18 protein-coding genes and 1 other RNA gene are annotated in these 21,272 nt (G+C 40.7%); 7 read left to right on the forward strand and 12 right to left on the reverse strand.

Translation table 11 applies throughout. The features are described from left to right. Positions 1 to 235: transposase (locus tag BIY37_RS14095; RefSeq protein ID WP_143299267.1), on the forward strand; the 235-nt coding region annotated here is incomplete at its 5' end. Between the two features lie 70 nt (positions 236 to 305). Next, complete coding sequence (locus BIY37_RS14420; protein WP_420886196.1) at positions 306 to 533, forward strand: transposase; 228 nt, start codon at positions 306 to 308, stop codon at positions 531 to 533. 186 nt (positions 534 to 719) lie between these two features. On the opposite strand, the gene ssrA is transcribed toward BIY37_RS14420, so the two are convergent. Further along, positions 720 to 1,075: a transfer-messenger RNA gene (gene ssrA / locus BIY37_RS11810) on the reverse strand. Positions 1,076 to 1,548: 473 nt separating this feature from the next. Between ssrA and BIY37_RS11815 the strand changes: the two genes are divergently transcribed. Together BIY37_RS11815 and BIY37_RS11825 are read left to right on the forward strand one after the other, a co-directional pair. Next, entirely contained in the window at positions 1,549 to 1,881 is a 333-nt protein-coding gene (locus tag BIY37_RS11815) for a hypothetical protein (protein WP_070068048.1), read from the forward strand. Positions 1,882 to 2,315: 434 nt separating this feature from the next. Then, positions 2,316 to 3,827 (forward strand): trypsin-like peptidase domain-containing protein, encoded by a 1,512-nt coding sequence (locus BIY37_RS11825; RefSeq protein ID WP_070068050.1) that lies wholly within the window; start codon positions 2,316 to 2,318, stop codon positions 3,825 to 3,827. A 56-nt stretch (positions 3,828 to 3,883) separates the two neighbouring features. Here BIY37_RS11825 and BIY37_RS11830 read toward each other — a convergent pair whose 3' ends face one another. The 4 genes from BIY37_RS11830 to BIY37_RS11845 form a co-directional block, all read right to left on the reverse strand. Then, complete coding sequence (locus BIY37_RS11830) at positions 3,884 to 4,927, reverse strand: family 8 glycosyl hydrolase (RefSeq protein ID WP_179129393.1); 1,044 nt, start codon at positions 4,925 to 4,927, stop codon at positions 3,884 to 3,886. Positions 4,928 to 5,027: 100 nt separating this feature from the next. Then, complete coding sequence (locus tag BIY37_RS11835) at positions 5,028 to 8,666, reverse strand: tetratricopeptide repeat protein (protein ID WP_070068052.1); 3,639 nt, start codon at positions 8,664 to 8,666, stop codon at positions 5,028 to 5,030. Between the two features lie 260 nt (positions 8,667 to 8,926). Continuing rightward, entirely contained in the window at positions 8,927 to 9,337 is a 411-nt protein-coding gene (locus BIY37_RS11840) for a tetratricopeptide repeat protein (protein ID WP_143299268.1), read from the reverse strand. Between the two features lie 46 nt (positions 9,338 to 9,383). Further along, the gene (locus BIY37_RS11845; RefSeq protein WP_070068054.1) at positions 9,384 to 11,627 is read right to left on the reverse strand and encodes a glycosyltransferase; all 2,244 of its coding nucleotides are present in this window, start codon (positions 11,625 to 11,627) and stop codon (positions 9,384 to 9,386) included. Positions 11,628 to 11,783: 156 nt separating this feature from the next. On the opposite strand from BIY37_RS11845, the gene BIY37_RS11850 reads away from it, so the two are divergent. Together BIY37_RS11850 and BIY37_RS11855 are read left to right on the forward strand one after the other, a co-directional pair. Next, positions 11,784 to 12,977: an NAD(P)/FAD-dependent oxidoreductase gene (locus tag BIY37_RS11850; RefSeq protein WP_070068055.1), complete on the forward strand. Its 1,194-nt coding sequence runs from the start codon at positions 11,784 to 11,786 to the stop codon at positions 12,975 to 12,977. 54 nt (positions 12,978 to 13,031) lie between these two features. Further along, positions 13,032 to 13,805: an undecaprenyl-diphosphate phosphatase gene (locus BIY37_RS11855; protein ID WP_070068056.1), complete on the forward strand. Its 774-nt coding sequence runs from the start codon at positions 13,032 to 13,034 to the stop codon at positions 13,803 to 13,805. Positions 13,806 to 13,836: 31 nt separating this feature from the next. Here the strand turns inward: BIY37_RS11855 and BIY37_RS11860 are convergent, their stop codons facing one another. The 5 genes from BIY37_RS11860 to BIY37_RS11880 form a co-directional block, all read right to left on the reverse strand. Continuing rightward, positions 13,837 to 14,049, reverse strand: a complete 213-nt coding sequence (locus BIY37_RS11860; protein WP_070068057.1) for a hypothetical protein — start codon at positions 14,047 to 14,049, stop codon at positions 13,837 to 13,839. Positions 14,050 to 14,381: 332 nt separating this feature from the next. Then, on the reverse strand, positions 14,382 to 14,798 hold the full coding sequence (locus tag BIY37_RS11865; protein ID WP_070068058.1) for a hypothetical protein: 417 nt from the start codon (positions 14,796 to 14,798) through the stop codon (positions 14,382 to 14,384). 90 nt (positions 14,799 to 14,888) lie between these two features. Then, positions 14,889 to 15,914, reverse strand: a complete 1,026-nt coding sequence (locus BIY37_RS11870) for a hypothetical protein (protein ID WP_070068059.1) — start codon at positions 15,912 to 15,914, stop codon at positions 14,889 to 14,891. Next, positions 15,911 to 16,615, reverse strand: coding sequence for an ABC transporter ATP-binding protein (locus BIY37_RS11875; protein ID WP_230402525.1), 705 nt, complete (start codon positions 16,613 to 16,615; stop codon positions 15,911 to 15,913). Before BIY37_RS11875 ends, BIY37_RS11870 begins: the two co-directional genes overlap by 4 nt. Next, entirely contained in the window at positions 16,570 to 17,721 is a 1,152-nt protein-coding gene (locus tag BIY37_RS11880) for an ABC transporter permease (RefSeq protein ID WP_070068061.1), read from the reverse strand. The genes BIY37_RS11875 and BIY37_RS11880 overlap by 46 nt, the downstream gene beginning before the upstream one ends. Positions 17,722 to 18,331: 610 nt before the next feature. Between BIY37_RS11880 and BIY37_RS11885 the strand changes: the two genes are divergently transcribed. Then, positions 18,332 to 19,663 (forward strand): DEAD/DEAH box helicase, encoded by a 1,332-nt coding sequence (locus BIY37_RS11885; RefSeq protein WP_070068062.1) that lies wholly within the window; start codon positions 18,332 to 18,334, stop codon positions 19,661 to 19,663. 202 nt (positions 19,664 to 19,865) lie between these two features. Here BIY37_RS11885 and BIY37_RS11890 read toward each other — a convergent pair whose 3' ends face one another. Both BIY37_RS11890 and fabG read right to left on the reverse strand, forming a co-directional pair. Then, positions 19,866 to 20,177, reverse strand: coding sequence for a muconolactone Delta-isomerase (locus BIY37_RS11890; RefSeq protein WP_070068063.1), 312 nt, complete (start codon positions 20,175 to 20,177; stop codon positions 19,866 to 19,868). A 262-nt stretch (positions 20,178 to 20,439) separates the two neighbouring features. Further along, positions 20,440 to 21,183: a 3-oxoacyl-[acyl-carrier-protein] reductase gene (fabG, locus tag BIY37_RS11895; RefSeq protein ID WP_070068064.1), complete on the reverse strand. Its 744-nt coding sequence runs from the start codon at positions 21,181 to 21,183 to the stop codon at positions 20,440 to 20,442. Between the last annotated feature and the right edge of the window lie 89 nt (positions 21,184 to 21,272).

Genomic DNA, 21,272 nt, shown 5'->3' on the forward strand with positions numbered 1-21,272 from the left:
CACTCTCAAGCACATTCCCCATGCTCAAATCATCTACGACAAATTTCATATCCTTCGCCATCTCGGTGACGCTATGGACACAGTCCGTAAACAAGAATATCGTCGTGTAAGTGAGAAAGAACGAATATTTATCAAGGGACAGAAGTATACGCTTCTGTCACACAAAGCCAATTTGGATATAAAGGGCAAGCGGGCATTGAAGCTGCTTTTCAAAGCCAATGGGCTTACCTCTTGAAAGAATCCTTTGGTAATCTCTGGGATTACAAAAGCTCCGGCAACGCCGAAAGATTCTTTACCAACGGGAAATCCCAGCTTCATGGTCAAGGCTTAAACCATTTCACCAATCTGTAAAAATGATTGAACGACACGGGGACAGTATCGTGAGTTACTGTAATTCCAGCAACAAGGTCTCTCCTGGACTGGTTGAAGGTATCAATAACAAAGTCTGTGTTATTCAACGCAGAGCCTATGGTATTAAAGATCGTGAATATCTCAAACTTAAAATACTATCGTCTTTCTTACCAGAATTATGAAAATTTACCCACATAAAACTTAGAAGACCCCGGAAATAAAAAAATGCAAACTTTATTCACTCATTTCCACGATGATACAAAAAGTATATCCTCAACAAAAAAAGCCGTTAAATCCAAAAATGGAATTAACGGCCTTTTGTCATAAAGATCTCTTTTTTACGAAACAAATCAAAAGAAAGATTTATTTGGTGGAGGCGGCGGGAATTGAACCCGCGTCCCTAGACATTTCAGCATAGGCTTCTACGTACATAGTCTATTTTTTAAGTCTCGTCATCCAGAACCCCAATAGACAGGGTTTCCAATGACCAGTTAGGTTAAAGGTTTCATTCAGCCCCCACCTATCAAAAGGACTAAACTAACCTGCTAGTCGTCGTTTCATTAATCTCGCAGGTAAGAATAATGAAACGTGGCTGTTAATTAAGCAGCCAGTGCCATTGGATATTCGGCATTTAAATCATTTTGCCAGGTTTTTAATGAGGCCGCCTGACAACCTCAATACGCCACCTGTACCTCAACTTGTCCGGTCGAATCCTTTCGCCCCCTGTTTTTATAAGATTCTGTCTTTATTATTAATCTTGTCACCAATACAATTTAATTTTACACATTTTTGGAAATTATATCGACTTTTGTATGAAAATGCAATTCATCATTCTATAATTATACGATTGGTTAATTTCACAACGAATTTTGCATAGACTTGTAGGAATTCTGTTATACATGACGATTTATAACAACCTTTTTTTAAATTATTTTTATCATAATTAACAGGACAAATTTAATTTCTGTGTAAAAAAATTATTTGTTATCTGCTAAACGGTATGTCATTTTTTGTAAGATACGAATAACACAATGGTTAAAAAAACGAGATCCTCGTTTTCAAACGAATTGACGCAAAGGCCTAAAAGCAACATTATAATACAAAGTTTTTGTCTTAAGTAGTAATATTTAGGTATAGAAATAGCTTGTTCTACGTTTGCACATTAATTGTTTATAAGGTATTTATAGGAGATGTCTCATGATAAACAATGTAAATCCTAATACATCAAAACTTTTAAACCAGATAAAAAGATTGTCAATACATACAACGAAGAAAGACGAGGATCATACTGATTTCAAACTTGACGTAGTGAATAATACTCATACTACTAAAGAACTGAAAAGAACAAACTTAATAAACTCTATTGAAAGGATAAAAAAAAAAAGTAATATACCTATAGAGCCATTAGGAAATAACAAAATGAAAATTATCGCGAACAATGTTCAAACATCGGAACTGACTAAAATCGTTGATATGCAAAAAAAACATCGGAGAGAGCCCGTCGGATCACTTCTCGATGTTTATTTTTAAAGAAAAAGGGTAGCAAGCTGATTCTCGAAGAAAAGGAGGAAAGCGAAAAACCAGCTTGCTAAAAGGAGAACAATTGTACCCATTAAAACATATAGAACCTAAAAATAGTTCCCGCATCATCAAAAATATTTTTGTTTTTATTTATAATTGAATTATAATTGCAGATATGGTGAGTTGCAAAGTTACACGCGCATTGATATTGACACTTGAGTTTCTTACATGAAGACCTTCAAAAAAGTGCTTTTACTTTTTGGCATTGGTTTGACATATATTATTATGATCTACTTAACTTTTCACGCCGTCACCAATGTATACAAGACAAACAACCCTATATTTGCGAAAAAAGTTGTCATTTTAACGTTCTTTACGAATATATCAATGTTTGCTGTCAGTGGGTATTTAATTTACAAACTGAAAATTCCCGTGGAAAAAAAATGAAACGTTTACGAGGTTTAATTTTTTGGTGGTCGTTCGTTAGCGCCTTATCTCTATTTTATGTTCATTTTGTTTTTGCAACTGGAAATGATGAGATCAGCAGATTAAGACAAGAACTTCTCGATCTCGAAAAGATTACAAAACCACTGATTTTAACCTTTAGAAAAGTCGCAGAACTCGTCAGCCCGTCCGTAGTGAGTTTAAGCACAGAAAAAAAGGAATACCCGGGTAAAAGAAATGAAATAGAACCTTCACCGCCATCTCAAAATTTTCCACCCAAGCATGAACCTCACATCGACAGTATGCCCAAAAAAGGTCTCGGCTCAGGAATTATCATTGACGAACGTGGTTATATTTTAACAAATAACCATGTTATCAGCGGTTTTTCTGAGGATGAAATCTCGGTAGTCACCCACAACGGAGAACAGTATAATCACGTAAAAATCATTGGTATTGATATGAATACAGACCTTGCAGTTATTAAGATAGAGGGTGAAGGTTTTATCCCGATTACCTTTGGCGCTTCTGAAGAAGTTCAGGTGGGTGATTGGGTTATTGCTATAGGCAGCCCTTTCGGATATCAACAAACCGTTTCTACAGGTATAATTAGTGCTAAAGGGAGGACTCATGTTATTCCTTTTGAAATTCCCTTTGTTTATGAAGATTTTTTTCAAACGGACACGGCTATTAATCCCGGCAACAGCGGAGGACCGCTGGTAAATCTTCGAGGTGAGTTAATTGGGGTGAATACGGCTATAGCAACCCGATCAGGCGGATTCCAGGGAGTAGGATTTGCAATCTCTGCCAGTATTGTAAAAGAAACCGTTGAAAACATTATGGCCACAGGGGCTGTGGTGCGAGGGTATCTAGGAGTCGGAACACACGATATTAATACTGAGTTAGCAAAAATACTTGGCCTTAAGGACAAAAAAGAAATTGCCAGCCGATTTGGCTTACCGTCAGAGAAAGGAGCGTTTGTTCTTGAGGTGTGGAGTGATACCCCTGCATCAAAGGCCGGCATCTCCCCTGGTGATGTAATTTTTGAAATAGGTGGAAGAAAAATTGAGAATACTATAGACCTTCAACATGCTATCCGTCGGGCAAAGGTGGATGCGACTGTCATTGTAAGGGTTATGCGTAGCGGTGCCGAAAGTGCACTAGAAGTACTGGTAGAGCGTCAACCCCAGGACTTAGGGGGTAAAACGTATATTGCCATTCGGAAACTCGACGAACCTTCGAAATTTTCTTTAGGTCTGGTAGTCAATGATCTAACTCCTGAAATTGCAAAATCTTTAGGGATCGAGGATGATCAGGGAGTTCTGGTTGTTGATGTAGAAACAGACAGTTCTTCGGACCGAGCAGGTATTCAACCTGGTGACGTAATTACAAAAGTGGGAACAAAAGAGGTTCGATCTGTTTTAGAATTTATGACGCTTATGGAAGAGTTTTTAGAAACAAATAAACCGGTTAGTGTCTTCGTAAAGAATAAGGGTTTTATAACACTTAAATAGAACAGATAAATTTGAATTACATTGTAAATCTTTTTTGCTACGCCCGTTGGTTAAAACTATAGTTTCTTCAAAATCCCTCTTTCCAACGCAAGAGGATAAAATGCCATGCTTTGGCCATAATAGTTTTGAAGAAAAACTTTTTCATTCAGTCGTTTTTTAAAAGAGATTTTTATTGCATCTGATTTATCAACCAATATTTGTGCCATAAAATACAATATCGCATCTGAAGCTAAACCACCGTATGCCACAGACGGCTCTCCTGTATAATAATATGCTGCCTTTATTTCTCCTGTCCGAGAAAATGAGGATTGCAGGAATTGATACATCTTCGCAATAATTCTGTTTCCCTCTTCTGTCTTATACCAGAGTATGTCAAGCCCTATCCGCACGGGAATCCTAACCGACTCCCACCCGTAATCAGCTGATCTGTCTTCGACTTTTAAAATATTTCCATGAACATCTACCATACACCAGTCCGGTATCAAACCGCAACCATTTACTGTATCTAACCGGACACCTGCCTGGCTGAAAAGCCAATAGCTCGTCTCAACTAAATGCAACCAATGGTTGTCTCGCGTCGTTTCATAAAACCGACGGAAAGCTGCAGGATTATAATAAGATGGGTTTTGTATAAGGTACCCATTCGTTTCATTACCCCATAATCCCGGCAGTAAAAAAAGACGATTATCTCCCCCCCGCACCGTCTCATGCCCCATGATGTCGTTGATTATCTGCATAGCTTTTTCGCGATACCCCTGATCATTCCACTGGCGTGAAGCTAGCAATAAAGCAAAGGCATAATCACAATCGGCATCTGATGCTGGCATCCAGTCGTCGACATCCCCATTTTTCCAATGCCAGGCAAGGAGATGGTCTCCATATTTTTTACCCCTGCTCAGGTGGTCCTCTGTCCAATGAAAAATCAAATCAAACGTCTTTTTGTCATTTATAAAAACAGAGGATATCATCGCATAAGCTTGTCCTTCACTTACCGTGTCACATGCATGTTCCGGACGTTGAATGCGTCCGTCAGGAAGAAGAAAGTGTTTTTTGTATGATTTCCACCAGATTTCTAATTGCTTTTCAGCAGGTATTTTCACACCGGAGCAGCCATGAAAGAAGAGGCAAGTGATACCGATAACGAAAACAATCTTATGATAACTCGATAGCATGGAAATTCACATTTAAACAGAGTCCTTTTTAGAGACGAATGTTACAAAACAAAACAGCCTGTTCTTCATCAAAAACCGTTGACCGCACAGGCTTTATTTCAAGTCCTATATTCCATCGTCTCTGATCATCCCATCCAAATTCAAGTTTCGGTTCAGTAAAATCAACACCGCTTGAATCCACACCTTGTTTTACGGCAACCTCATAGTACATTTTTTTGGCGCCGCTGAAATGCTCCTTTCCCAGATAATGTCTCCAAATAACCCCCCCCATATACTTCCGGTAATTATGAGGAGACCAATATTCATCCTTTCGTGAATGCATGTCAAATCCATAGGTTTCTAAGACAATTTTCAGAATTTTAGGATATAACGATAGTTTATAACCGATGGCGGTATAATCCTCGATACCATTATTACCATCATTATACCAATACTTTTTAACCTGACTCAAGATATCAATGCGTTGAGATACATCCCAGGCAAAACGTCCGCCCGTGTAGTAACGTCCCCTGCTATTCTCCAGGGTATTAAAATTTTGCAGGACATCCTTCCGCCCGCCTAATAATGTAACATCAAACATGTCATAAAAACGATAGGCACCGCCAGCCTCAAACTGTGCTGTTTCATGACGCTCCTCGGAATACGTGGACAATTCTCCATTAAGATAGGTTGATATCCCTTTCTCAAAATATTTATTTAACCGTAAGGTGAGATGCTCCGCCGACGAACCACCGTGTTCTGTGAATTTAAATATCGTATGCCCAAGACCCAGAGACAAGTCCATAGCCTCAGAAATCCTTGCGGGAGCATATGCGGCATCCGTTCTGAACATGGTAATCTCATAATTCCCGTAATTATCACCACTACCTTTTTGATGGATATATGATTGTTTCAGCCATACTGACTGCCTGCGTCTCCATTGTTCCGATTCCTGAGCAAACTGTGCGCGATTGTGTTCTGGTGCAGCTACCAGTATTTTATGATATGCTTCTTCTGCCGGTGTACTCAAATTAAGCTGGGAGTACATTTGGCCTAAGTCAAACAACGCTTCGGTGTTTTCAGGATGCCATTCTGTCAGCATGCTATAAAACGATGCTGCAGTCCGTTTTCTTCCTAACCAATTATTCCTTTTTGCCTTCCATTCCACGGGTGTTTCATAATCTTCCGGGTAATCCTCGCAAAGCTTTTTGTAGGCTTCATTTGCCTCACGAAAATGCAATGCCCAGCCATATACCCTTGCTACTTCACGGCGTCGCTCAAAATCGGATGGACGTTCTCTGAGATATTCGTCGTACCACTTTATCGAATCATCATATTCTTGCCTCCAGGCTTTTACCTGTGCCAGCCATCGTATGACCCTCACATCGGTTGGGTCATTCTTTTCAAGCACCAGGAATTGATCACTGGCTAATTCATAATCATTGTGAGTGGCCAGCAATTTCGCATACTGATACCGAAGTCCTGTGTCACTGTGAAACTGTTCAACCGCCTGATATAACCAATCCTTTGCAAATTTATAGTTCTGACTTTGTCTCTCTCTATCGAAATATCCTATTCTTTCTATAATTGCTTGAAAGATGGCAAGATTTTCCTGTTGATTTGTAAGATATTGGCTTATATCTTCATCCGCAATTGCGCGATCACCAGATTGAATGTTTGCAATTGCCATGATCGCTTTGATAGGGATCTTTTGTGCAATATCATCCGGAAACATTGACAATCCGGCCATAAGCGCTGTTTTATCTTTCAACTTAACTATGGTCTCAAAGTATCGTGCTATTTCTTTTTCCGGTAAATTGTGCAATTGAATCTCATTAAATATTCTGTTTGCTTCCTCTGAATTATTCAGATTCAGATAACATTCCACTATACCAAGTTTACACGCCGGGTCTTTTTTGTTTTTATCCAGTTCCATGTATAGCTTTAACGATTGCTGAAAATTACCAGACTTAAACTCAGCCTTCGCCAATTGAGTCCCTACTTCCGGATTTTGGTGCATAGACATCTCATCAGCAATTTTCCATGCGGAAAGTGTCACTTCATCCAGGAGTTGGGGTCTTACCATTTCTGTTTCAACTGTAAGCTCCGATAATAATTTACCCAAATCCCGATTCGCTTTTTCATACGCTTCTAGTTGTCTTTCTGCAGCCAGCAATAAGGCCGTAAGAATTGCCGGACAGACATCTTTTCTACCTATTTTTGCCAACAATTCAATTTCTGCATTGGCTTCTTCATAAAGTCCCAAACGTATTTGAGAAAGAATGCACAACGTCAACACCTTAGACCTATCAACCATTTCTTCACGGGGCAATTTTTGTAAAATGGATGACGTTTTTTCCAGGAGCCTTTCGTCTTTTTCCAGAGCATAACAACATTCCAACTCCAACATTTGCAAACGTAGTCCGATTTCTTTTCCTCCTTCCAGCGTCGGGAGGATTGATAACACATGATCATATCGCCCGGTTAAAGTAAATATTTCAGCTTTTGTGGCCTCAAGAATGGATTTTGATTGAGGAGAGACGGAAATTTGGTTTAGGATTTCAAATCCCTTTCCTGGCATTTCCCGGTAGGCATACAGAATTGCCAGTTTTGCTAACAGGTAAATTTCGGGGACGGGTTTGCTGTAAGACACAATTTTTTCGAGGATATTTGTTGCTGCCGCAAGTTTTCTCTGAGAAAGGAGTTTGTCCACCATCGTTAAGGCAGAAGTTCTCCAGACATCGGATTCTCTGCTGATTGTTTTCCATACATCAATTGCCTTTTCTTCTTTCCCCACGGTTAAGTACGCATCAACTAAAAGGGCGCGGATGTCATCGGTAATTTCAATATGGTTCTTTCCCAGTTGTATAGTATTCAGGAGTAAAGGCCATTTCTTGGCCCATGACAATACTTTAATCAGTTGAGTCCACAGTTCACGATTTTCAGGAAACTGTTGAAGCAGTATTTGATATTTTTCAATTGCTTTGTCGTAATTTCCCGACCATGCATCAACATCTGCGGAAAGTTTTTGCAATTTCAGATCATTTTCTTTATCGGGAACTTTTGCAAGTATTTCCTCTGCTTCTGCATATTTCTTCAAACGTACTAATAGATTGGTTTTGAGAGCCACTACTTCCGTATTTTGTGGATCTTGAAATAAGACCTTCTCACACAATTCAAGGGCTTCTTCAAATCTTTCCAACCCAGCCAAGACCCCGGCTGCTTCCTCGACAACCTTTGAATCTCTCCCGTCATATAATAGCGTCTGCTTATAATACTCTATAGCACGGTCGTTATTCTTATTTTTTATGGCATTTCTGGCTGCACTCAGCAGAAGTTTTTTGGCAAAATCCTTTTGCCCGGGAGCCACACTTCCCATCTTTTGCACTAAAATATTATAATGAAATTCTGCCTTATCACCTTGCCCCTTCTCCTGCAGATAATCAGCAAATTCCAGCTCAACAATATGATCTTCGGGATAATTTATGAGGTAGGTTTCGTACCGCTGAATGGCTTTCTTTGTCCATCCTGCCTTCGCTGCGTTCCGTGCAGCCATCAGTAGGAGTGTTGCGGCATCTTGCTTCTCTTCCTGTGCGGAAACGGGGGCCTTAAGGTTCAAAAAAATCAAAATTCCCGCAATAAAAAACAACCGTATCTTTTTACTTATTTCTGCTTTTTGTATTTTCACAGAATATTACAAGAAGGAGGATTTTCTGATAGTATTTCATAAGGACTGATGTTATCCGTTAAACACTTTTGCTCAGGAAAACATAGAGACCAAGACAAACAGAGCGGGTAGACTACCAGAAACATTTGAGCTTTTCAAGGAATTTGTATAGTTGTTGAATTATTTTGATTATGCTTAAATATGCAAGGAAATGCAAAGAAGATGTTGTCTTCGTATGTTTGCAACAGATAGTTATTTAGAGACGGCTATTTAGAAGAGAATTACCCAGTTTTGTTTCGAAGGAGGATAACAAAATGTTTTTCCGCCTCTCTGTATCTCTGCTGGTTATAAAGTTCTATAGCGAGCCACAACCTTATCCTTTGATTTTCCGGGGTCGTTTTGATTATTTTATCTAAGACTTTTATTGCTTCTTTCCTTTTTTCCGCCTTTGTCAGAATTTTCCCAAGACGATAATATGCATTGACGTCCTGACGGCCTGGTACCTTTTTCATCATAGAATTGTATAGCATCACGACCTGGTCAGAATCAGGCGGCCCGTTACTCTTGTAAAGAGACCGCAGAAGGATCTCACTTTTATAAACCCATTGAAAAAATCCCCATAATATTCCAAAATAGAAGAAAAAGAATGTTGCAATGAACCATTTGCTGCGAATGAGTTTGGTCGAATTCATAGGTAATGTTTCAAACCGATTTGCGTCTTTCTTTGCATAATTTTCTTTAATTATTTCCCGTTGCAACTATTTTCAACCACCTTTCAAGGCTCTCCTTATCATCCTTCCTGACAGACATTGAACAAACATATTCTTGATTGCGGAAAAAGTGAGAAAATTTAATGCCAACGAAATAAGAATTCTCAGCCACAATTTCCCTCATCTGTTTTATCTCACCTTCCACAAAACATTTTCCAAATGGAGTAAAGATCTCCATACTCAGGATCGTGCCCGACTCTAATGGCACGTAACTCGTAAACGAAAGACCCACAACACTAATATCATTTGTAACCGCGGTAAGAAAAGGTTTACCATTATTGTAAATAATGAGAGGAATCGTTATTTTTTTTCTAACATGTTTCCGGAATCGCTCATGATTGCAAAACTTATAAAATATTTTTAAGAATACGGATGATTTTTTCCCAAACTTCTGAAGAAATCTGGGAATGATGGTGTCAAAGCAGTATCTGTTAATCAGATCCATTTCATCTCTGCTTAAATCTTCGAACTTCAGCCCGTAAATAAACATTTTATTGTGAAGGTAATTAGGCATATTACCTTCATGAGCTGTATAAAGAGCGGTGGCATTACATGACAAAATATTTTCGTTCAGGTAGAGAGAAAGCGAGATTTTTTTGTCCATTGGCAAGGGACTGAACGTGACCAAAGAAATACCATGTTCGTTAAGGTCTCTGCTAACTCCTACGTTGCTTATCGAATCGGAAACGGACGGTATTGAATACCGCACCGGAATGGCGCCGACGAATCGGAACTCTTTACGTTTAAAGTACGGCCTTGTTACCAGCTCAATTCCAGATATTGCCAGAAACCCATTCACAAAGCTCCAAAAGATAGCAACACCAATACCCATAAAATCCGGTGATACACCATAATAGAGTTTTAACCACCCCCAAGCTATTCCGCCAAAACAGATAAGACATACAAGAGACTGAGGAATAATTTCCACAAGATTGGCAGATGCCTGCAAACCTTTCCCGGTAACTTTAAACACCGATCTCATTCGTAAAATATTCTTCAAAGCTGCTTTAATGAAGATAAAGAAATTCATCATAAGGTAAGACTCGTCATATCGTATTTTGCCATATCCACGACAGGCGAATTTGAATCCTATGAGAATAACACCAAGGAACATCGCATATCTCCATATGAAACAAAAATCAAATGATCCGATAGGATAACCTCCGGAGAGGAGCATAATGGGCGGCAAAATAAAGTAGATGAGTTTTGGAAAACCTATAAGCCAGCCAAAAATAACGGCAAAAAAACATACTCTCTGAGAAAACGTTAAACCTTTGATAAACAAAGGATTGTTCACAAACAACAACCCGATATTCCCTTCAGCCCAGCGAAGTAACTGGGTGTGGTAGTTTTTCAGATCCTTTGCAGCAAGTCCGTTTGACAGGACCTCATTATGATAAATTCCCTTCCAGCCACGCGAATAAAGCAGGATCGTCGTGTTGATGTCCTCCGTGATGTTTCCCGTAGCAATACCGCCAATATCTTCTAAAGCCTGCCTTCTGAATACGGCAGCACTGCCAGTAAAAAAAGTAGAATTCCAATAATCTCTGCATGGCATCATGAGCTTATAAAAGATATCCTGTTCATTCCAGAACTGCTCTTTTTTCTTATTAATCCTGAATTGAAATGAATCAACATTGTAATAGTTATGAGGGGTTTGAACGAAGGCGACCTTTGGATCCCGAAAATAACCAATCGTTTTGTCGAGAAAATTCGGTTGAGGAACGAAATCAGCATCAAAGATAACAACATAGTCTGCGTTAGTACTGCGAAGCGCATTATTTAAATTCCCAGCCTTGGCATCTTTTCTCTCCTGCCTGGTAATGTATTTACAACCCCAACTTTCAGCAATCTTTGCTAATTCCGGGCGATTCCCATCATCTAAAATATACGTTGTATGTGGGTACCGCATATTAACACAACCAAGTGCCGTTTTACGCAGAATTGAAATATCTTCATTATAGGTAGGAATGTATACATCTACAGATAATCCAAAGTTGGGCGGAGGGGCCTTTCTCGCCGCAGGCTGCCATATTTGAAAGAAAAAGAGAAACAGGGCAAGAAAACCATGCGCTTCTGCATAAAGAAAACTCAGGGAAAGAATCAAAGATTCTGGATTTATCGTATATCGAATACGATAAATAAGATAATAAAGGTACACCCCTAAGGTGATAATAATAGCTGCCTGATATGGTATATGTCGAACTTTCAAACGCTGTTGTTTTCTTTTTAGACGTATTTTCGAACGAACAGTTTATCAATTGTATGAAATTGATAACAATCTACCGTTGTGTTTAATATCTATGCAAATGGAAGTCCTAACTTCTGCAGTAACCTGCAGTGGTGTATTTCTCGAATACCTATAAATATGATAGAAAAATGGTATGTTTTGTTTTATACTCGTAAGCAAATGATCCTTTTATCATTTTTGATGGGGTTATCTTACCGTGCACCGCCCTATCAGGAACTTATAAATTCTGTTCCACAAATTGGGAGACCTTCCGAGTTGACGCTTGAATACGATGTGATAATTGTCGGGGCCGGGCCATCTGGCGCTGCAGCAGCCAGGGGATTGATAAATGGAGGATTGAAAGTCCTCGTGATCGAAAAAAAGAAACTTCCCCGATATAAGATCTGTTCCGGCATTATCTTCAAAAAATCGCAAGAGATCACAAAAAAATATTTTGGTCAAATTCCACATTCCGCGTACGCGGCGCCGAATTTTTTAAAAGGGGTAAGGTTCTGGGATAATAATGAATATTTTACTGACTGGCCGTTTAGTAAAGATGGCAATGGTGCACCCAACATATGGCGATCCGAATATGATTACTGGCTTATTAAAAATTCCGGGGCGGAGGTTTTGGATTGCTGGAATGTAACGGGATTTACAGATTCAAACCATCATGTATCCCTGGAATGTTATCACACAAACAGAAATGAAAAGAAAGAAATAAAATGTAAATACTTAATAAGCGCTGAAGGCAGCCAATCGTTAATCAGGAGCAGACTAGATCCACCGTTTGAAAAAAGCCTAAAATGGTTTATCGCATATCAGAATTATTATGAAGGTTATTCCGATATAGACCCCTATTTTTATCACGGTTTCCTCAACTCTCAATACGGTGATGTATATGCATGGTTCAGCATGAAGGACGGGCTGCAGGTTTTTGGCACTGCGGTGAAAATGGGTAATAAACTCTCTTTCTGTCTGGATCACTACACAAAAATGCTGGAAAATAAATTTGGCTTACGGCTCACAAAGCTGATAAGAAAAACTGCCTGCCTGGGTAATGATATGTGCACAACAGACAGGTTTTATTTGGGAAAAGGAAATGTATTTCTGGTGGGTGAAGCAGCGGGATTTCTCAATGCCTTTGGTGAAGGGATTTCATGCGCATTATCGACCGGCCTATCTGCAGCAGAGGCTATCTGTAAAAGCGTATCATCCGGAGGTGATTCGCTTGCTTTGTATACCGAATTAACCAAGCAGGAGAGAAAGCAGGTTACCATATCATGGAAGTTGGGAGCTAAGATTGCCGGCAGAAATCTGATGCCCGTATAATGGCAAATGGCACACATTCCAATAATTGACCTACATGAATAAAGGAAATAAAAAATGACTTATATCGAAGCGTTGATTCTTGCAATTATCGAAGGGGTTACTGAGTTTTTGCCAATTTCATCCACCGGCCATATGGTCATTGCCTCTACCTTTATGGGCATCAGCAATAATGCGCTTACCAAGAATTTTGAAATCGTCATTCAGCTTGGTGCAATTGTGTCTGTAGTAGTATTATACTGGAGAAAATTTTTCACCTCCTTCCGGTTTTACCTGAAGCTCGGCTTTGCCTTTCTCCCTGCCGCAGTTGCAGGTTTTTTTCTGAAAAACCATATCGATCTTTTACTGGAAAATATCTGGGTAGTTGTTGCCGCACTGATTTTTGGGGGAATTATCCTGATCTTTACCGACCGATGGTTTCGGCATGCTGAAGGGACGGAGGAACAGGAGATATCATGGTTCCAGGGCTTACGAATCGGCTGTTTTCAATGTATTGCGATGATTCCCGGGATATCGAGGGCAGCAGCCACGATCATCGGTGGAATGGCGGTGGGGCTTAATAGGAGAACCGCTGCCGAATTTTCCTTTTTTCTCGCCGTTCCAACCATGCTGGGGGCCAGCGCAAAGGAGATGATGGATACTTACCAGACTATCGAAAAACACGATGCCGCCATCCTTGTCTTTGGGAGTTTTGTGGCATTTCTTGTGGCCATGGTTGCCATCAGAACGTTTATCGGCTTTCTAAAGCAACACGGCTTTAAATGGTTTGGATACTATCGCATTGTTTTTGGTATAGCAATAGCTTTTATTGCATTCCTCAGAAATCTTTAATTCAGAGCAAACGTACCATCCGTACCGCAAACTACAAGGATTCAATCCTGCCGTAAATGTCTGAGAGCGGAGTCGATGGTTCCGGCCCGATTATGGAAAGATTTGCCTGCGTTTCGTCTTCTCTGTGAGGAGTAAATTTATGCCGGCGAATGCCCTTTTTCTCCGCTGAGGTCCCCCCCCTCTTTTTTATCCAATCCGTAAATCTCCTTACTTCCGTAACTGCCACTGAAAATATCTCTTCCATATGTTTTATTAACTCCATTTCCCTAACAATTTATTGACACACGATCTCAATCTGGAAAATAATTGAAAATAACTATTAAAACACTAGCGACAGATGTACCTTTTACAGCTAAAAATAACAAATAATTTGTAACAAATGTTATTCTTGTGACTTATGATAAAATACAAAAAATGCCAGATATATAAATGGTAAGCATTCGACGGGGAATGTTGTTAATTTCGTTATTTCGTTGCATAATTAAACAGCAAATCATCTGCAGCAGTTAGTCTGGATTACGACAGGCATTTAATCAGGCAGGCACTACGACAATTATTCAGTAACGAAACGGTTCATTAATCATCTATGGTAAATGGATCGTCAGTTATCTCTCCACGAAATTTTTCTGCATGGGTGAGGGCATCCTGTCGCTGCTGAAAGACATGGATACGATTTTTGTTCGTCTCGTTTGTAATAAGTTCGCTCTTAACAAAATAGGCTATGTATGAATCGAGCTTTGTGCCCCTGATTTCATCAGTAACGAGAACATGATCAATCCGTTGATTATTCTTTTTAAACCATTGTACGGCGCAATAGATTGAACAAAATCTTTTTACTGAATGATCCTTAAGGACAATATCCACCTCATAAATAGGTGGCACTGCAGAACCGTCAAAGGCACAGTGAGGGTTTTTTAAAAATTTTTGATATGTTACCCCTATAAACGCAACTGCAATACTAATAACGAGTCCGACCCACAATTTATTTTTCATATGAAAACCCGGCGAGATTACTTAAGCAAATTTCCGCTATTTATATTTTACGGACAAACAAGTTTGCCCATGCCACTCAGCTAACATGAATCAGGTAAATAACAGATGTATCGTTACCATCACAAGAGAAGCCAGCAGGCAAAAGATAGACAAACCATTTATCTTCTTTATAAGATGTTCCGTAATAGATTGCGTTTCTGCTTGTATGCAGAGCATCCGTAAGATGCCCACCCATCCAATGGCAAAAGTGCCAATCACAAATAATCCAAGTATAATCGGTGCGTCAGGCACCACTCCTTTACCCATAAAGCAATATATACAATGATGATAAGGGAGTTGCATGAGTCTCGGAACGATATTTTCAATGAATGCATAAATAACTACCGGAACATTGAAAACCCCTGCTACCGTAAGACCAGAGAGGATAATCTTCCTGGTAAATGCTGTGAAGAAAAGCCATTTTTTGGAAAGCATTACAAATAGTAAAATAACTAAAAAGATATTTATCAGGTAATAGAGGACAAACAAAATCTCCTGAAAATGCTTGCCAAAGACGGCCAGCGGGATCATAGCTGAAGGTCTCAGGGGTACATCAAAAAACGTGGCGCAGCATGATACGGACATCAGGGGCTTCATCCGAAGCACATAAGAGATGTCGGTGATACTGTCGATAAGCAGTACGATACAAGCGATGAGAAGAAAATACAAGTTCCTCCTGATGAGCGGAGACGTAGGAACCGCTTTGTCAACAGAATAACACAGCAGCCAGCCACCCATGATAAAAAAAGAGATGGGCTTAATGATCTGTAAAAAGGTAACCGTAAACGGGAGAATTTGCGTAACGCCAAACATACACATTGCCCCGGGCACCTCAGGCACAAAACTCTGAAGCATGAAGTAGAACCATGGCCAGGCAAGCATCCTCACCGACAGAATTACACATGCTGTGAGAAAGACCAGATAACCAGCCTGCTCATAAGTATTTTTTGTCTCTAACGGTACCGTTGGTTTAAAACCAAGCAACATCTTTATAGTGGCGTAAAATAAAAATACGCCAAGGAAGAGAGACAAAAAGGCGACAAACAACATGATCAGGGTGTAAATATTGATAATCATTCAATCCTGCCGTTTTTCATTTTATAGACGGTATCGGCAATCTTTTCAAAAATCGCACTGTGGGTGGCAACGAGAATGGTTACACCACGGATTTTGAGTTCTTCAAAATATTGTAATATATGCGCACTGGTTTCTTCATCAATGTTTGATGTTGGTTCGTCAGCAATAATAATTTCAGGATCATTTATCATCGCCCGTGCAATAGCCACACGCTGTTGTTGCCCACCGCTGAGTTCCTCCGGAGTGTGGCTTAATCGATCACCAAGCCCCATCTTCTCTAAAAAAAATTGTGCCCTTTCAAAACGTTCCTTTAAACTGATCCCTAACGGAATAAGCGGATAAGCAACATTTTCCCAGCTCGTGAGTCTTGGAATCAGATGAAAATTTTGAAAGATGAAGCCGATCTTCTCGCGCCGCAGCCGTGCGAATGCAATATCAGAAAACGAAGTAATCTCTTTGTCATACAGGAACACCTTACCAGCAGTGGGCCTATCCAACGTACCTATAATATTCAGGAGGGTAGTTTTTCCGGAACCAGATGGACCTCTAAATACCACAAAACAATTTTTAGCAATGTTTACATTAATATCATGAATAGCCCGTACCTCGTATTGTGAATGATGGCCGTAGGATTTACAAAGATTCTCTGTCCGGATCATGATTGCAACGACACAACCGGTGATACTGTTGATGCCCTCCACGAAGAATAGATACTTCCAACCATGGTCAGGAGAAAAGCAAAGAAAAAACTGATGAAACAGGGCAGGGGTAAAAACCTTGCAGGAAGAGCAAAATTAGGCAACATGGTTATCTCTGCAATAAAAAATTGAGCGATAAACGCACCGCGAAAACCTCTGACCCAGAGAATGGCTAATACGATGGCAATCGTGGCGCCCAAAAGGCTGATGAGTAATTGTTCAAAGGAAATGAGTTCTAATACCTCCAGTGTCTGCCATCCCGTTGCCTTCATTATGCCAACCTCCTTTTTGCGTTCAGACAATCCGAAACCTGAGGTAACCAGAATGGCGGGCACACCAAGGGCAATAGCCACAATATATAAGGCACTAAAGACACCTTCTTTAAGCATAAATCCTTTTTTAACATATAATTCTATCATCTGTTTGTCTTGCAGCCTGTAGGCTTCGTTCTGAAATATATCATACAGATCGGTCGCAATCTCAGAATTGTGCCCCGGCAGGCTATAAATTTGAATATCTGTAGCAACGTTCTCTTTACCAAACAAGTCACCTGCATCGTTGAAAGGCATGAATATCATGGACGCCCCCCAGATACCGGAATCAGCAGAAAAGATGCCCACAACAGTAAAGACCTTACGCTGCTGGCAGCGCATACTAAACTGGTCACCGATATTTAGATGGAAGTACTTTGCCAATTCATGTCCAACAATCACTTCATTTGTATTCTCAAATACCCTGCCTGAAATACAGGTTACTGGTTCAGGGATATCTTCCTTATGGATACCAACAATAACTGTCAGCTTATTTTGCAAAAATCCCCGCCCGACAATCCGCGGTACTATCTTTGTTACCCCAAAGATTTTTTTAATTTCATCCAGATATTTCAGAGAAATAGCTGCATTCCTGCCAAATTCGTCAGAGGTCAGATAGAGATCTGCGCCGGCGTTTACGGAGTTGAGTGATTGTGAACGAATCCCTTCTGAAATGGCAATAGCTGTTATAAAAGGCGTGAGAATAGCAATAATGCATAGGCAAACGACAACGGTTTTTGTCCTGTGCCGTAACAAATTTTCGGTTGCAAGAAAGAGGAGATTTAAATGCTTATGCATTATTTAAGGCTAAGATGGTATTTATAAGAAATTCATATTTGCCGTAAAATTACCGAAACACGAATTCATCTCTATCAAGAGGGCTTGGGGGGTGTCTTGGTAGTTTCGAGACAAAAGTTGTCAAATTTTAAAATAATATTATATCGATAATATTCTCGTCTATTCAATGTAATTATACCTGTTTCAGCAGAAAATATATTTTAGTATTTTGTTTTATTCCCGGAACTTTTCTGTATAATAAGCTTATACTTTAATCGTTAAGCGGCATTGTTATCAGGTATTTCAGATTCAGATTACCTGCTACGCAGAAACAGCAATTCGTAACCATTCATACCTTATACTCATTGAACATTGTGTTCGGTAGTATGGGCAGAACTACGGAATAGTCGCTAACTGAAGTAGATAATTGGCTATTCGTGGTTTCCCAATATCAATCAGACCGGACAAGAGTCTCTGACCCAAAATACTGGTTTATAGCACACATTCAAATTGTCTCCCCCAACTTTTGAATAATCGCGGCTGATTCGTTCTGGGTACCACAAACAGGACTTGGGCTATCATTTATCAGAGGGCCGTGAACTGGCTCATATTTTAACTATAAGGAGTTTTCGTGAATTTTAAATCATTTCATTTCCATCCGCACATAGCGGCTGGTGTGCAGGCGGCCGGGTACACTACTCCCACGCCCGTACAACTTCAATCTATTCCGCCGATTCTTCAGGGACATGATATTATGGCCCTGGCTCAGACCGGAACCGGCAAAACCGCTGCATTTGTGTTACCGATTTTACAGCGTTTGATGCAAGGGCCACGCGGACGTCTTCGCGCCCTCATAATTGCACCCACGCGTGAGCTGGCAGAGCAAATACATGACACGATCGGAGAAATGGGCGGGCAAACAGGATTAAGCAGCGTTACTATTTATGGGGGTGTGGCTATAAACCCACAAATCCAGAAACTGCGGAGCGGTGCGGAAATTGCCGTAGCGTGCCCCGGTCGTCTCCTCGACCATATCAGACAGGGCACGATCAATACATCAACGATAGAAATTCTCGTGCTGGATGAGGCAGACCGCATGTTCGACATGGGCTTTCTGCCCGATGTACGGAAGATATTACGGCACCTGCCGGCGCAGCGGCAGACACTGTTTTTCTCGGCCACGATGCCTTCCGACATCCGGCATCTGGCACACGACATCTTGCGTACCCCGGTTACTATACAAATCGACCACACCGTACCATTAACCACCGTCTCACATGCGTTATATCCGGTCGATCAACACCTGAAAACTGCAATGCTGATGGAGATTTTGCACCACACCGATACAGAGTCTGTACTCGTTTTCACCCGTACCAAGCATCGCGCCAGACAGATAGCACGGCACTTAGGAAAAGCGGGCTACCGTGCAACCTCGCTGCAGGGTAATTTATCGCAAAACCAGCGACAAGCTGCACTCGATGGTTTCCGTGACGGGTCTTTTAAGATACTGGTGGCAACCGATATCGCTGCTCGTGGTATTGATGTTTCACAGATCTCCCATGTAATTAACTACGACATACCCGATACCGCCGAAGCTTATACCCATCGCATTGGTCGTACCGGCCGTGCAAGCAAAACCGGAGATGCTTTTACGCTCATTACTCGGGAAGACGCCTCTATGGTGCGCACCATAGAGAACGCCCTTGGCGTTAAACTGGAACGGCGGACCCTGAAGAACTTCAACTACAATGCACCTGCGCAGAAGACGGCATCTTCGCATCACCAGACACAGCAAAGCCATAAACAGACTACAGCACGGCGGACAAGACAAAAAACAACCGCTTTCGGCTCCACAACCCGATCGGCTTCAACCTCAGGGACAAAAAAACGGAGCCACCCACATTTTTTCTCTGTGACCAATTCCTCAACACGCAAGTCTCATCCTTCGCGCGGTGCACATTGACACTTGACAACGTTTAACTAATAATCTATTGCGATAAAAAGAGGAACACGTTTATAAAAACAAAAAGCCCCAATATCCTTTTACCGATATCGGGGCTTTCGTGGTGTAATTATAACGACGCGTTACATAACCACTCGATATTTTTATACATTGCATCCCTTGCCAACCTGCTTTTTTCCAGTAGATCGTGATATGCAATATTTTATTTCATGAGGGAGTGGATCCTCTGTGTGTCAAGCAGTGCCTTTTCCATCGGAACAAGGGGTGTAATTTCTATATCAGTAAAAAACGGGAAGAGGGGTAACTTTGCAACGATTTCATCCATTTCCTCGCCGGACTCAGCGTCAATAATAGCAGCAGCCCCCCGTTTGCCCGCCAGCTTTCCTCCGGCCAGAATTTTTCCCCGCCGTTGATAACGCGAAAAATATTCCCACTCTTTTATCACATAACCCAGAAAGTCCTTTACCGGCATCTGGGGCATCTGTTTTATTTCAACCTTTAAGAGAAATAACATGCTTGGCGCCTTTCATCTCGTATTCAACCATTTAATTTTAAGAGGATTTCGCGTAACTCCCCGCTTTTCCCTTCCTTTAAAAGATAATGGTGCCCTTTCATCGCAAAAATAGTATCAAATTCTTATCCCAGAACTGCCGCCCCCGGCTATACTCTGTCAGTCATCCTGGTTTCACCTCGAAGAGGAAATCTCTCCGGTTTAATTCAATAGTATTGCATCGAAAGATAGGCGAAAGCCCCCTTTTTGAGCAATTACCCTTTTTCTACATCGCTAAACCACCATCTACGCTGATGACCTGTCCTGTGATATATTTAGCATCATCCGATAGAAGAAACGCAGCTACCTTTGCAATTTCCTCTGGTTTGCCGAATCTCCTTACCGGGATCATTTCGATCATCTTGTCTTTATATTCCTGAGGCAGGCCGGACGTCATATCCGTTTCAATAAAACCGCAGGCAATGGCATTCACCGTAATATTAGCCTTCCCTACCTCTTTTGCCAGGGCTTTTGTGAAACCAACCATGCCTGCCTTTGACGAAGAATAGTTCACCTGTCCTGCCATTCCCATCAAACCACTCACCGAGGTTATATTGAGAATACTGCCAGCCTTTTGTTTAATCATCAGGGTAATAACCGATTTGGAAAAATTATAAACACTCTTGAGATTCGTACTGATGACCTCGTCCCAATCGTTCTCTCCCATAAGAGCAAGGAGTTTATCCCGGGTGATACCCGCATTATTTATCAGGAAATCGACCTTTCCGAATGTATCTTTAATCTCCTTTACCATGTTCTTTGCACCTTCAAAACTGGCTGCATTTACCTGGAACGAAACCGCCTTTCGACCCAAGGACTCTATCTCTTTTATCAATGCATTTGCCGCATCGGTATTTTTATTATAATTGAAAGCCACATGACAACCGTTCTTTGCCAGCTCCAGAACAATTGCTTTTCCAATACCACGCGTTCCTCCCGTAACTATCGCTATCTTCTCCTTGAATTGCATCCATTTTCCTCCTTCCGGGGAGTTTTTTAAAAAACTAAATTCTGTAAATTTTTAATGTACAACGCTAAAAGCGAGTTTATACTAAAGAA

The organism is Candidatus Brocadia sapporoensis, from assembly GCF_001753675.2.
In the GTDB taxonomy this organism is placed as follows: domain Bacteria; phylum Planctomycetota; class Brocadiia; order Brocadiales; family Brocadiaceae; genus Brocadia; species Brocadia sapporoensis.

Excerpts from the sequence above, each read along its gene's own strand:
- BIY37_RS11815 (WP_070068048.1), top strand. The coding sequence starts at position 1,549 with ATGATAAACAATGTAAATCCTAATACATCAAAACTTTTAAACCAGATA.
- BIY37_RS11825 (WP_070068050.1), top strand. The coding sequence starts at position 2,316 with ATGAAACGTTTACGAGGTTTAATTTTTTGGTGGTCGTTCGTTAGCGCC.
- BIY37_RS11840 (WP_143299268.1), bottom strand. The coding sequence starts at position 9,337 with ATGAATTCGACCAAACTCATTCGCAGCAAATGGTTCATTGCAACATTC.
- BIY37_RS11850 (WP_070068055.1), top strand. The coding sequence starts at position 11,784 with ATGATAGAAAAATGGTATGTTTTGTTTTATACTCGTAAGCAAATGATC.
- BIY37_RS11855 (WP_070068056.1), top strand. The coding sequence starts at position 13,032 with ATGACTTATATCGAAGCGTTGATTCTTGCAATTATCGAAGGGGTTACT.
- BIY37_RS11860 (WP_070068057.1), bottom strand. The coding sequence starts at position 14,049 with ATGGAAGAGATATTTTCAGTGGCAGTTACGGAAGTAAGGAGATTTACG.
- BIY37_RS11865 (WP_070068058.1), bottom strand. The coding sequence starts at position 14,798 with ATGAAAAATAAATTGTGGGTCGGACTCGTTATTAGTATTGCAGTTGCG.
- BIY37_RS11870 (WP_070068059.1), bottom strand. The coding sequence starts at position 15,914 with ATGATTATCAATATTTACACCCTGATCATGTTGTTTGTCGCCTTTTTG.
- BIY37_RS11880 (WP_070068061.1), bottom strand. The coding sequence starts at position 17,721 with ATGCATAAGCATTTAAATCTCCTCTTTCTTGCAACCGAAAATTTGTTA.
- BIY37_RS11890 (WP_070068063.1), bottom strand. The coding sequence starts at position 20,177 with ATGTTATTTCTCTTAAAGGTTGAAATAAAACAGATGCCCCAGATGCCG.
- fabG (WP_070068064.1), bottom strand. The coding sequence starts at position 21,183 with ATGCAATTCAAGGAGAAGATAGCGATAGTTACGGGAGGAACGCGTGGT.